The following is an 11,803-nucleotide window of genomic DNA, read 5'->3' on the forward strand; positions in this document are numbered from 1 at the left end:
TAACCTCAATCTGGAGTTATTAGTAATGGCAAAAGCCCCAATGCGTGTCGCCGTAACCGGTGCAGCCGGTCAAATCGGATATTCCCTACTATTCCGCATCGCCAATGGCGACCTCTTGGGCAAAGATCAGCCCGTGATTCTTCAGTTATTAGAGATTCCAGATGAAAAAGCTCAGAAAGCCTTGGCTGGCGTAATGATGGAATTGGACGACTGTGCATTTCCGCTGTTAGCTGGCATGAGCGCACATTCAGATCCAATGACAGCATTTAAAGACATTGATGTTGCCCTACTAGTTGGCGCACGCCCACGTGGCCCAGGCATGGAGCGCAAAGATTTGCTTTCGGCTAACGCACAAATCTTTACAGCACAAGGTAAAGCATTGAATGCCGTTGCTAAACGCACTGTCAAAGTATTGGTCGTTGGTAACCCAGCCAATACCAATGCTTACATCGCTATGAAATCTGCTCCAGATTTGCCGGCCAAGAACTTCACAGCAATGTTGCGCCTCGATCACAATCGCGCACTCTCACAATTGGCTAGCAAGTTGAACAAGCCTGTTGCTGATATTGAAAAGTTGGTTGTTTGGGGTAACCACAGCCCAACGATGTACCCTGACTATCGCTTTGCCACTATCGATGGCAAGTCTGTAAAAGACAGCATCAATGATGCCGCTTGGAATAAAGATACTTTCATCCCTACCGTTGGTAAGCGTGGCGCGGCCATCATCGAAGCGCGCGGACTTTCTTCTGCTGCTTCCGCGGCTAATGCTGCTATCGATCACGTGCATGATTGGGTGCTTGGCACCAACGGCAAATGGGTCACTATGGGTATTCCTTCTAAAGGCGAATACGGGATTCCGGCTGAAGTCATTTATGGCTATCCAGTAGTTTGCGAAAACGGCGAATACAAAATGGTTGAAGGTTTGGAAATTGATGAGTTCTCACGTGAACGCATGAACCACACTCTCAATGAACTTTTGGAAGAGCAAGAAGGCGTTAAACATTTACTCTCATAAAGAAGGCTACTTGATAATGAAACGTACACTCATCAGTATTGGTCTGATCTTGGCAGGTCTTGGTAGTGTTCACGCTGCCGAGGAAGTCACTAGTTGGAGCTGTCAAGAAAGTCGTCAGTTCAAGACCTCAGGTACAGCTGAAAAAATTCAGCTCACTTGGGAATCTAAGACCATTGAAATGAGTCGTGAAAACTCCCTGCCTGGTAGCTTGCGTTACAAGAACACGACAACTGGTCATGATCTTGTAGTGCTTGGAAACAAGGCAATGCTTTTCAATATCAAGACAGGTACACGCCTTGCCGATTTCTGCCAAACGGCCGAAATGAAGACGGGCAAATTACCCCACCTGTTTGCAGGTACTGAGCCTTTTGTTCAGCAGTAAATACAGTCTTACTTTGTAGAAAAGCCGAGAACTTCTCGGCTTTTTTATTTTCTGATGGCGCTAATGGGTTGTTATCGCATTAATGAAATAGCGGTTGCTGTGTGGGCGCATCATCTGGCATCTCGGCGTGTACTGCTTCGCCAGAGCGGTCAGGAAACAATGGTGCGCCACAGTCATCACACAACTCGGGATCAAACAACATAGCGTGTCGGAATACATCTTCCACACCAGCCTCATGTAAAGCATCGCAAATTCTTTTGATGGGGCTCTCATCGTCCGATACGTCATTGAGTGCATCGTTAGCAACGCTCTCCCGGTCATATAACGGCCAAATCACACCGTAAACAATTTCGGGTGAACCTTTCATACTGAAAGAAATCCGATATTCATCCGCTTGCTCTTCGCCAAATGCACCAACCACACAAGATAGACCAGCAGGCAAGATACCCAAGGTAGTTTCTAGATAATTGACGGCTGCACGAATACTCAATGGACGTACATGCTTGTCTGCCAGACGACAATTCGTGAAATACGCTTCAGGCAATAGAAGCTCAAATTCACAGCCCGGTAGCAAGGAGCCCATAGGCTCCTGCATTGCGGTTTGCCAGCCAATCAAACTCACGCCACGCTCTTGTCTTGTTGGGGGCTCTGCCTGCCAACGAAATAGTGGCGTACCACTTGGCGCAGCCACAACGGCAATCACGAAACGGGGATCAGCCAAGACTGCAATCGTTTCAGACATATCGCGCAACTCTAGCTTCACTTCCCCGCCGCTAACAGCAGCGTTGGCCAAAGATTCAGTCAGTAAACGCGTCTGACAATGGGAATGAGGCATTTGATCAATACTATAGAGCCAAGGAATAATGGCTAAGCGGGTATCTGTTGACACGATCGAGGCCTGCAAGGCTGCTGCAGTTGATTCAATCACACTCACCGGCAATGGGCCAGACGGAATCTGATAGCGCGTGTGCGCAACGATTGGCATCGCCAACAAGAGCACATCCCACTGTTGATCTTCAATTTCGAGCGTTAAAGATTCAGCTAAGGTTTCGGCAATATCTGCCAACACCTCAAAGGCAACGGTATTGATTCGAAAAGTCTGATCTAGTGCCGCATCGATCACATTCTGATTTTGGCTTTTGAGTAAGCGCATGAGTCGCGTGTTTAAGCGCCCCTCCCAGAAACGGTCCTCAATCTGACTGCCTGAGGCAGCGAGTGAAATGGCATCGGCAACTAAACGTTCAACCTCAGGAGAGCTGCGCTGCGATGACTTAGTGCGATGAACGGCCATAACTATTTTTTCTCCGCACGACGAAAAACGGGTTTACTGGGTGTTGAATCTGCTGCGAAATATTTATACCCATCCAGATTAAAGCCTTTTAAGTCCGCTGGATCAGTAATGCGATTCTCGACAACATAGCGGGCCATCAAGCCACGGGCACGCTTTGCGTAAAAAGAGATGATTTTGTACTTGCCATCCTTAGCATCATGAAACACCGGAGAAATCACTTCGCAATCTAGATCCTTAGGCTGCAAAACCTTGAAGTACTCCTCAGAAGCGAGATTGAGCAATACGGCACGTTTTTGCTTATCTAAAATCTTTTGCAAAGACTTAGTTACCGCATCTCCCCAAAAGGCATATAAATCTTTTCCTTTGGGATTTTTAAAGCTGGTGCCCATCTCTAGGCGATAGGCTTGCATCAGATCTAAAGGCCGTAGAGCGCCATAGAGACCAGACAAAATCCGCATATGGTCCTGCGCAAAGTCCAAAGCCTTGGGATTGAGGGTCTTCACATCAAAGCCGTCATACACATCACCATCGAAGGCAAATATGGCGGGCTTGCTATTCTCTTCTGTGAATTTCTTGGACCAGTCGCGATAACGGCCCACATTCAAGGCAGCCAGCTGATCTGATAATCCCATCAGCTTTGCCACCGCTTGAGGAGACAACTTCTTGAGCTCGGCAATTAATTTGGCTGATTCTGAGGTGAAATCCGGCAAGGTAGTGGACTTCACCTTGACAGGGGTTTTGTAGTCGAGAGATTTAGCAGGAGAAAGTACGATCAGCATGGCACAATTTAGTAATGTATCCCACCATTCTAGCGATTCCTCAGGCTTATTGCCCTAAACCCGATTAATGACTCAAATGTCCTCCCTGAGCCCTATTTTCCCAAGTCGACTACCAAAGGTAGGTACTACTGTTTTTACAGTGATGTCAGCATTAGCGGCCAAGCACAAGGCGATTAATTTAGGACAAGGTTTCCCTGATTTCTCATGTGATCGAGATTTACTTGCGCAAGTAAACCAAGCGATGCTGGACGATCGTAATCAATATCCGCCAATGATAGGCATTCCAGAATTGCGAAATGGCATACGCGACAAGATTCAGCGCTTGTATGGGCATGAATATGATGCTGATTCAGAAATTACTATTACCGCGGGCGGTACTCAAGGCATTTTGACTGCCGTCATGTCTTGCGTCTCACCTGGTGACGAAGTGGTCATCATTGAGCCTGCTTATGATTCTTATAGACCCTCAATTGATTTGGCCGGCGGAAAAGTGATTGCAGTTTCATTGAAGGCTATTCGTGATGAACAGAATCAAGTTAGCTCATATGAAATTCCCTGGGATCAGTTAGAAAAAGTAATCAACTCCAAAACCCGCCTGATCATGATCAACACACCACACAATCCTACGGGAATGGTTTGGCAGCGGTCTGATTTGGATAAGCTTGCAGCACTAGTCAAACATACCAATGCCTTGATTCTGAGTGATGAAGTGTACGAACACATGGTGTACGACGGTGCACTGCACGAGAGCATTGCCAGGCACCCAGAGCTTGTCAACAGGAGCTTCCTAATATCGAGCTTTGGCAAGACTTATCACGTTACCGGTTGGAAAGTTGGCTATGTAGCTGCACCAGTAGAGCTTATGAAAGAGTTTCGTAAGGTACATCAGTTCAATGTCTTCACAGTCAATACGCCAATGCAATACGGACTGGCCAAGTATTTGGAGCAACCACAGCACTACCTTAATCTTCCCAAGTTTTATCAAGTTAAACGCGATTTTTTTAAAGCAGGCTTAGAGAAAACTGGCTTTAAATTGCTACCCACACCTGGTACGTATTTCCAATGCGTTGACTACAGCAAGATTGCATCACCACAAAGTAAATTGAACGAGGCTGATTTTTGCACTTGGCTCACCACTGAGATTGGAGTTGCCGCCATTCCCGTTTCCGCCTTTTATGAAACGCCGGTTGAATCTGGTGTGGTTCGTTTTTGCTTTGCTAAAAAAGAGCAAACCCTCACTGATGCATTACAGCGTTTAGAGAAACTTTAGAAAGACAATCTGATGGCCATGAATAAGATCAAAAAAGATGTAATCGATGTATATAGCTGGCCAACACCCAATGGCCACAAAGTACACATCATGTTGGAAGAATGTGGTTATAAACTTGGTCGCGACTGGATTGCGCATCCGGTGGATATTGGCGCTGGAGACCAGTTCAAAACCGAGTTTCTAGAGATCAGCCCCAATAACAAGATTCCAGCGATAGTCGATCCAAAGGGTCCAGATGGCAAACCCATCAGCGTCTTTGAGTCTGGCGCCATCTTGCTCTATTTGGCAGGTAAAACTGGGAAGTTTCTTCCCAAAACAACCCGGGCAAAATATGAAGTCCTTCAGTGGCTCATGTTCCAAATGGGGGGATTGGGCCCCATGCTTGGGCAAAACCACCATTTCAGGCTCTACGCCCCTGAGAAAATCGAATACGCAGTCAACCGTTACACCAATGAAGCAAAGCGTTTGTATGGAGTGCTGGATACTCAATTAAAAGATAATGCTTATGTGGCAGGAAAAGAATATTCCATAGCGGATATGGCGATCTTTCCCTGGACCAGAAATTGGAAAAATCAAGGAATCGATATCAATGAATATCCGCACTTTAAGCGTTGGTTTGAAAAAGTTGGAGAGCGCCCTGCTGTCAAGCGTGGCGTTGAAGTATTAACTGCATTACGCAAGCCCTTGCATGACGATAAAGCAAGAGAGCAATTATTTGGTTCAACCCAGTATCAAAAAAGGAAATAACGTGAGCATTCAGTCTGTTGGCGTAATTGGCGCAGGAACTATGGGTAATGGCATTGCACAAGTATGTGCAGTTGCTGGTCTAAATGTCGTGATGGTCGATATTAACGATGCAGCGGTTGAGCGCGGCTTATCGCAAATTAGCAAAAGTCTCGATCGCCTCGTCAAAAAAGAAACCTTAACGCCTGAAGCCAAAGAAGCGGCGCTCAAAAAGATTAAAGGCAGCACCTCTTATGCCGACTTCAAAGGCCTGGGCTTAGTGATTGAAGCTGCGACAGAAAACCAAGCTATTAAAGAAAAGATTTTGAAGCAGGTCGATGAGATTGTTGATAAAGACACAATCATTGCCACAAACACCTCATCACTTTCGATTACCAAGCTTGCAGCACTCGATTCAAATCCTGCACGTTTTATTGGTATGCATTTCTTCAACCCACCTCCCTTGATGGCTTTGGTTGAAGTGATACGCGGTTTGCAAACCAGTGATGCCACTCATGCTGCCATTATTGAAATGGCCAAACGCGTTGGCAAGGAACCTATTACCGTTAAGAACTCCCCAGGGTTTGTCGTTAACCGTATTCTGCTGCCAATGATTAATGAGGCATTCTTTGTTTTATATGAAGGCTTAGCTAGTCCTGAGGATATCGATGCAGGCATGAAGTTGGGCTGCAATCAACCAATCGGTCCCCTAGCACTGGCAGATTTAATTGGCCTAGATACATGCCTAGCAGTAATGGAAGTGTATTTCGAAAACTTCAGCGATTCTAAATATCGCCCTTGTCCGCTACTTCGTGAAATGGTTGCCGCCGGATACTTAGGCCGCAAGACTGGTCGCGGCGTTTATACCTACAATAAATAATCCTTCAACTAACCCTTACCTAGAAACTTTTTGTGAACCCTTTATCACCACTCATACGTAAATTAGCCTATGCCGGACTAATTCCATTTGTCGCATTAGCCCTCATGGTCCAGCTGGCGCCAACTCCTGTGAACTATCTGAGCGCAGAGTCTTTGGCTGGCTATGGCGCCATCATCACATCATTTATGGGTGCAATCCATTGGGGGGCAAATTTACACACTCTAGGCAAACCTTTGAGTGGCGATCGTTGGGTAGATCGAAATGCATGGATCTGGGGTGTTATTCCAGCGCTGGTTTCTTGGGTTGCCTTGCATATTTATATCCCTGTGGGTTTACTAATTCTTGCAGCGACCTTAGTCATCCAACGCAATATCGATCAAAACACCTACTCGTACTATTTTGAGAGCGATGAAGCACGACAGGCGTTTATGGCCATGCGCAAGCATCTGACCACCGTTGCTGTGACTTGCTTGATTTGGGCGGCCATCGTTATTCTCTTTATACAGGCGTAATTCAGCTCGGTAATGTCCAGTCTGTTTGATAGCACACCACCGCCACCTCTAGCGGAGGCTTTGCGTCCAAAAACGATTGAAGAAGTGATTGGTCAGACCCATTTATTGGCATCTGGCAAACCACTCAACTTAGCCTTTGGTTCAGGCCAGCCCCACTCTATGATTTTGTGGGGGCCTCCAGGCGTTGGCAAAACAACGCTAGCCCGTTTGTCCGCCAAAGCTTTTGATCGTGATTTCATTGCCATCTCAGCGGTCTTGGCTGGCGTGAAAGAGATTCGTGAATCGATTGAGCAAGCCCAGCAAAACATGGCGCAATATGGCCGCCAAACAATTTTGTTCGTGGATGAGATCCACCGCTTCAATAAGAGCCAACAAGATGCTTTGCTACCGCATGTGGAATCTGGTCTCTTTACCTTTATCGGTGCTACTACTGAAAACCCTTCATTTGAAGTTAACTCAGCCCTGCTATCACGCGCACAGGTATACGTACTGAAGTCTCTGAGTTCTACAGAATTACGGCAGCTCTTTGACAGAGCACATCAGCATGCCATGCCCACGATTGAGTTTGATGCTGCTGCAATCGATAGCCTTATTACCAATGCGGATGGTGATGCTCGTCGCCTGTTGAACTTGGTTGAACAAATAAGCAATGCGCTTTCCGGTATAGGCGCCTCAATCACCAAGATTGATCAGGCATTCATTGACAATGCGTTAACGGTTCATGCAAGACGTTTTGATAAAGGCGGTGATCAGTTTTACGATCAGATTTCTGCGCTTCATAAATCCGTGCGGGGCTCCAATGCCGATGCAGCCCTGTATTGGTTTTGCAGAATGCTCGATGGCGGTGCTGACCCACGTTATTTAGCCCGACGCATTATTCGCATGGCTTGGGAAGATATTGGCCTGGCCGATCCCAGAGCGATTCAATTGGCAAATGATGCAGCTCAAACCTATGAGCGACTAGGCTCCCCAGAGGGTGAGCTAGCACTTGGGCAGGCGGTAATCTATTTAGCGGTCGCATCGAAGAGCAATGCCAGTTATATGGCCTTCAATGCCGCCCGCGCATATGTTGCAAATGATCAAAGCAAGCCTGTTCCCAATCATTTGCGCAATGCACCGACTAAGCTGATGAAAGAGATGGGGCATGGAAAAGAATATCGCTATGCCCATGATGAAGCGCATGGCTATGCGGCCGGAGAAAGCTACCTGCCTGAAGGTATGAGTGAGCCACATTGGTATCAGCCGGTTGAGCGTGGACTAGAAACCCAGATCGCAGAGAAGATGGCTTTCTTAAGAAAACTAGATCTAGAGGCCAAGAAGAAATGAGTTCCAAACTAAAAGCCGTCTTTTATTACGACATCATCTCTCCTTTTTCTTACTTTTACGTCATGCAACGCCAACGTTTAGATCAATATTTAGATATCGTGCCAGTTCCCATTCTGTTGGGCGGACTATTACGCTCCACGAATAATCATGGGCCAGGCGAAATCGCTGCCAAAAGGCCTCACACCTATCAATACTGCATTTGGCTGGCTAGTAAATTAGCGTTGCCATTCAAGTTTCCTGCACACCATCCATTTTCAACTGTTGCTGCACAACGCTTACTAGTGCAGATTAATGCCGATTGGAAAACAGTTGAGCGCGCCTTTACATTTGTTTGGGTTGAAGGCAAAGATCCCAATTTGGCCTGGTCAGAATTTTGTCTCTATTTAGGCGTATCAGCAGATACCGCAATCCCTTCATCTCTAGAGGTTAAAGAAAAACTCATCCTTAATACCAATCAGGCTCAGAGTGACGGCGCCTTTGGCGTTCCGAGTTTGGTTGTCAACGGGCAATGCTTCTGGGGTGTCGATACAATAGATTGGACTTTAGATTTTCTGAAGCACCCAAAGATGTTTGATGAATTAGCCTATCAAAATGCTAAACACATGCCCAACGGCTTTTAACCACCCACTATTAGGACAACCATGAATAAAATAATCGCAGCCCTGTTGCTCACTATTGGCTGCTCCCTGAGCGCCCTGGCTTTAGCTGGCCCTAAAGTGGAATTCAAGACCAATATGGGTAACTTTGTCGTTGAGCTTGATTCTGAAAAAGCACCTAAGACAAGCGCTAATTTTCTGAACTATGTCAAAAGCGGTTTTTATAACGGCACTATTTTTCATCGCGTCATTGATGGATTCATGATTCAAGGTGGGGGCTTTACTCCGGATATGAATCAAAAGCCAACCAATGCACCGGTGGCTTCAGAAGCTCAAAATGGTTTGAAGAACCAGATCTATACCATTGCCATGGCTCGCACCTCTGATCCTGACTCTGCAACAGCCCAATTTTTTATTAACGTAAAAGATAATCAAGGCCTTGATTACCCGAACGCAATGGGCAATGGCTACACAGTATTCGGTAAGGTGATTTCTGGCTCACAAACTATTGATGCCATTCGCAAAGTACCGACCATAGTCGCGGGTCGCATGTCTGATGTACCAAGTAAAACTGTCATCATCGAGTCGGCGACTATTCTCAAATAATGAATCAACTCTAGGTAACCGAGGGTTAGCAATGATTTTGCTAGATGATTCGCAAAGTAGCTCAAGCAAACCCTCGAGTCGCCTTTATGAAGATGCGTCTCACTCTTGGTGCATTTACCCAAGCAATACTGACGAACAGTCTTGGCAAGATATTAATCATTGCCTCACAGAAATCTCTAGCTCCTTGAGTCGTGGAGAGTTTGTAGTAGCAGCCTTTGCATACGAACTTGGGAATCTCATTCACCACTTACCATCGAGAGCTTCAAAACACCCCCTCATTCAGGCATGGTCTTTTAACACTTATCAAGCGCTTTCAAAAGAGCAAGTGGATGATCTGATCACAAGTCGCTTAGTGGCACTCGATCCAGCAGATCGTATTGCTGGCGTATCGGATGTTCATGAATCTCTTACTGAAGAACGCTTTGCTACTGACATTGAGCGTATTCAAGAATATATCCGTTGCGGCGATACCTATCAGATCAATCACACCTATCGCATCCAGGGAAAATCCTATGGTTCACCACTGGCTCTGTATTCTCTGCTACGCAAACGTCAGCCCGGTCGCTTTGGCGCGCTGATTGAAAACAACCCGCAATTTATTCTTTCGCAATCACCTGAACTGTTTATTCAACGCCAAGGCAATCTGATTACAGCGATGCCAATGAAAGGTACTGCCAGTGCTTTAGATAGTTCAGCGAATCAGCTATCGGATGACCCAAAAAATCGCGCAGAAAACTTAATGATTGTCGATTTGCTACGCAATGATCTAGGTCGTCTCGCCATTCCTGGATCAGTCAACACTCCAAAACTCTTTGAAGTTGCCAGACATGGCGATGTTTTGCAAATGACCTCAACCGTTCAGGCCGAACTGAAGCCAGAAACCAGCTTGTCCGATATTTTGCAGGCCGTCTTTCCTTGTGGCTCAGTAACGGGTGCGCCTAAGAAACGCAGCATGCAAATTATTCAGGATTTAGAGCCAGAAGATCGCGGCTATTACTGTGGAGCATTAGGTTGGCTTGATCCCAATGGTGATTTTGCCTTGAGTGTTCCTATTCGGACTATTGAAATCCAACAAGATCCCGATACACTCACATCCACCCTCTCTCTTGGCGTTGGCGCAGGCATTACGATTGATTCGATACCCAAGCAAGAATGGCAGGAATGTCATATCAAATCTTCATTCTTAACTGATCTACCCAGCGGCGTTGGTTTATTTGAAACCATTCTCATTAAAAATGGCGCGCCTCAGTTGCTCGACTCACATCTAAATCGCCTTAGCAGCTCCGCCGCATCGCTCGGAATTCCCTTTCAGGAATCTGACGCTAAGGAGCTGATTGCTGCAACTTGCATGACAGTCGACTCGGATGAAGCATGTCGCTTACGGCTTGATCTCGAAGTCAGCGGAAAATTATCTTGCACATTGGGATTGCTTCACCCCCTACCAGCTAAAGTCAAAATCTTTTGGGCGAAGGATCTCTTAGAAAATCCAGCAGATGCCATTTTGCATCCCGGCAATGCGCTCTTACGCCATAAAAGTACTCACAGGAAGATGTATGACGATGCTTGGCAGGCGGCAGTGGCTAAGGGTGGCTTTGACGCGCTCTTCACCAATGAGCAGGGCTTCGTAACGGAAGGTGGCAGATCTAGCATTTTTATCAAGCTTGATAATTCTGACGAATGGCTAACGCCACCCTTATCTGCGGGCGTTCTGCCAGGAGTGATGCGTGCCAGCATGCTTGCTAATCCTCAATGGAATATCCGTGAAGCCAACCTGACTATTGATGATGTAATAAATGCAAAAGAGATTATGCTAAGTAATGCTTTGCGTGGTCCTATCTCAGCTTATTTTTAGAAAGTATTCATGAAGTTCTGCTCCAATTGCGCAGCACCCATTACGATCCGAGTTCCAGCTGACGATACTCGTGAACGTCATGTGTGTGACGCTTGCGGCAGTATTCATTATCAAAATCCTCGCAACGTCGTCGGCAGCATCCCCGTTTACGGAAATCAAGTATTACTCTGTCGTCGCGCCATTGAGCCTAGACTTGGCTATTGGACGCTCCCAGCCGGATTTATGGAGCTTGGTGAAAGCACTAGCGCTGGCGCTGTGAGAGAAACCCTTGAAGAAGCTGGCGCTCTCGTAGAGATTGGGCCTTTGTATTCACTACTGAATGTGCCGCATGCTGAACAAGTTCACCTTTTTTATCTCGCCGCCATGTCAACTCCCCATTTTTTGGCTGGTGAAGAAAGTCTCGAGGTAGCACTCTTTGATGAAAAAGATATCCCTTGGGCTGAGATTGCCTTTCCGACGGTGAAACAAACGCTGGAATGGTTTTTTGCAGATCGTGCTGCCGGTCTATTTGAGGGTTCAATCGAGCTCAATGTGCGTAGTCGCGATGTCTTGCGCGGCGAGAAGATTTAAG

The 11,803-nt window shown here is 46.5% G+C and carries 13 protein-coding genes; 11 read left to right on the top strand and 2 right to left on the bottom strand.

Going from position 1 to position 11,803, the window contains the following annotated elements; translation table 11 throughout:
* Positions 1-25 precede the first annotated feature (25 nt).
* Positions 26-1,015 (top strand): malate dehydrogenase, encoded by a 990-nt coding sequence (locus ICN49_RS04950; RefSeq protein ID WP_216166363.1) that lies wholly within the window; start codon positions 26-28, stop codon positions 1,013-1,015.
* A gap of 16 nt (positions 1,016-1,031) precedes the next feature.
* Positions 1,032-1,397, top strand: coding sequence for a hypothetical protein (locus tag ICN49_RS04955; RefSeq protein ID WP_216166364.1), 366 nt, complete (start codon positions 1,032-1,034; stop codon positions 1,395-1,397).
* A 79-nt stretch (positions 1,398-1,476) separates the two neighbouring features.
* Here the strand turns inward: ICN49_RS04955 and ICN49_RS04960 are convergent, their stop codons facing one another.
* Positions 1,477-2,688 (bottom strand): DUF2863 family protein, encoded by a 1,212-nt coding sequence (locus tag ICN49_RS04960; RefSeq protein WP_216166366.1) that lies wholly within the window; start codon positions 2,686-2,688, stop codon positions 1,477-1,479.
* Positions 2,689-2,690: 2 nt separating this feature from the next.
* Positions 2,691-3,467 carry a peroxide stress protein YaaA gene (yaaA, locus tag ICN49_RS04965; protein ID WP_216166368.1) on the bottom strand — a complete coding sequence of 259 codons (777 nt, stop codon included), beginning with the start codon at positions 3,465-3,467 and terminating at the stop codon, positions 2,691-2,693.
* 67 nt (positions 3,468-3,534) lie between these two features.
* Between yaaA and ICN49_RS04970 the strand changes: the two genes are divergently transcribed.
* From ICN49_RS04970 to ICN49_RS05010, 9 genes are read left to right on the top strand one after another with little or no spacing between them, the layout of a single operon-like run.
* Positions 3,535-4,737 (top strand): pyridoxal phosphate-dependent aminotransferase, encoded by a 1,203-nt coding sequence (locus ICN49_RS04970; protein ID WP_216166370.1) that lies wholly within the window; start codon positions 3,535-3,537, stop codon positions 4,735-4,737.
* A gap of 18 nt (positions 4,738-4,755) precedes the next feature.
* Positions 4,756-5,484, top strand: a complete 729-nt coding sequence (locus tag ICN49_RS04975) for a glutathione binding-like protein (RefSeq protein ID WP_216166379.1) — start codon at positions 4,756-4,758, stop codon at positions 5,482-5,484.
* 1 nt (position 5,485) lies between these two features.
* Positions 5,486-6,340: a 3-hydroxybutyryl-CoA dehydrogenase gene (locus tag ICN49_RS04980; protein WP_216166381.1), complete on the top strand. Its 855-nt coding sequence runs from the start codon at positions 5,486-5,488 to the stop codon at positions 6,338-6,340.
* Positions 6,341-6,372: 32 nt separating this feature from the next.
* Positions 6,373-6,852, top strand: a complete 480-nt coding sequence (locus tag ICN49_RS04985; RefSeq protein ID WP_369411504.1) for a DUF3429 domain-containing protein — start codon at positions 6,373-6,375, stop codon at positions 6,850-6,852.
* 12 nt (positions 6,853-6,864) lie between these two features.
* A complete protein-coding gene (locus tag ICN49_RS04990; protein WP_216166383.1) occupies positions 6,865-8,178 on the top strand; it encodes a replication-associated recombination protein A in 1,314 nt (437 codons plus the stop codon).
* Positions 8,175-8,798 carry a 2-hydroxychromene-2-carboxylate isomerase gene (locus tag ICN49_RS04995; RefSeq protein ID WP_216166385.1) on the top strand — a complete coding sequence of 208 codons (624 nt, stop codon included), beginning with the start codon at positions 8,175-8,177 and terminating at the stop codon, positions 8,796-8,798. Before ICN49_RS04990 ends, ICN49_RS04995 begins: the two co-directional genes overlap by 4 nt.
* Before the next feature lie 21 nt (positions 8,799-8,819).
* Entirely contained in the window at positions 8,820-9,380 is a 561-nt protein-coding gene (locus ICN49_RS05000; protein ID WP_216166387.1) for a peptidylprolyl isomerase, read from the top strand.
* A gap of 31 nt (positions 9,381-9,411) precedes the next feature.
* Positions 9,412-11,232 carry a chorismate-binding protein gene (locus ICN49_RS05005; protein ID WP_216166389.1) on the top strand — a complete coding sequence of 607 codons (1,821 nt, stop codon included), beginning with the start codon at positions 9,412-9,414 and terminating at the stop codon, positions 11,230-11,232.
* Positions 11,233-11,241: 9 nt separating this feature from the next.
* A complete protein-coding gene (locus tag ICN49_RS05010; protein ID WP_216166391.1) occupies positions 11,242-11,802 on the top strand; it encodes an NUDIX hydrolase in 561 nt (186 codons plus the stop codon).
* The last annotated feature ends 1 nt before the right edge of the window (position 11,803 follow it).

Origin of the sequence: Polynucleobacter finlandensis (assembly GCF_018881755.1) — a bacterium.
In the GTDB taxonomy this organism is placed as follows: Bacteria; Pseudomonadota; Gammaproteobacteria; order Burkholderiales; family Burkholderiaceae; genus Polynucleobacter; species Polynucleobacter finlandensis.

Bases quoted from the DNA above. Each gene is read 5' to 3' on its own strand.
- ICN49_RS04975 (WP_216166379.1), top strand. From the start codon at position 4,756: ATGAATAAGATCAAAAAAGATGTAATCGATGTATATAGCTGGCCAACA.
- yaaA (WP_216166368.1), bottom strand. From the start codon at position 3,467: ATGCTGATCGTACTTTCTCCTGCTAAATCTCTCGACTACAAAACCCCT.
- ICN49_RS04955 (WP_216166364.1), top strand. From the start codon at position 1,032: ATGAAACGTACACTCATCAGTATTGGTCTGATCTTGGCAGGTCTTGGT.
- ICN49_RS05010 (WP_216166391.1), top strand. From the start codon at position 11,242: ATGAAGTTCTGCTCCAATTGCGCAGCACCCATTACGATCCGAGTTCCA.
- ICN49_RS05000 (WP_216166387.1), top strand. From the start codon at position 8,820: ATGAATAAAATAATCGCAGCCCTGTTGCTCACTATTGGCTGCTCCCTG.
- ICN49_RS04960 (WP_216166366.1), bottom strand. From the start codon at position 2,688: ATGGCCGTTCATCGCACTAAGTCATCGCAGCGCAGCTCTCCTGAGGTT.
- ICN49_RS05005 (WP_216166389.1), top strand. From the start codon at position 9,412: ATGATTTTGCTAGATGATTCGCAAAGTAGCTCAAGCAAACCCTCGAGT.
- ICN49_RS04995 (WP_216166385.1), top strand. From the start codon at position 8,175: ATGAGTTCCAAACTAAAAGCCGTCTTTTATTACGACATCATCTCTCCT.
- ICN49_RS04970 (WP_216166370.1), top strand. From the start codon at position 3,535: ATGACTCAAATGTCCTCCCTGAGCCCTATTTTCCCAAGTCGACTACCA.
- ICN49_RS04950 (WP_216166363.1), top strand. From the start codon at position 26: ATGGCAAAAGCCCCAATGCGTGTCGCCGTAACCGGTGCAGCCGGTCAA.
- ICN49_RS04990 (WP_216166383.1), top strand. From the start codon at position 6,865: ATGTCCAGTCTGTTTGATAGCACACCACCGCCACCTCTAGCGGAGGCT.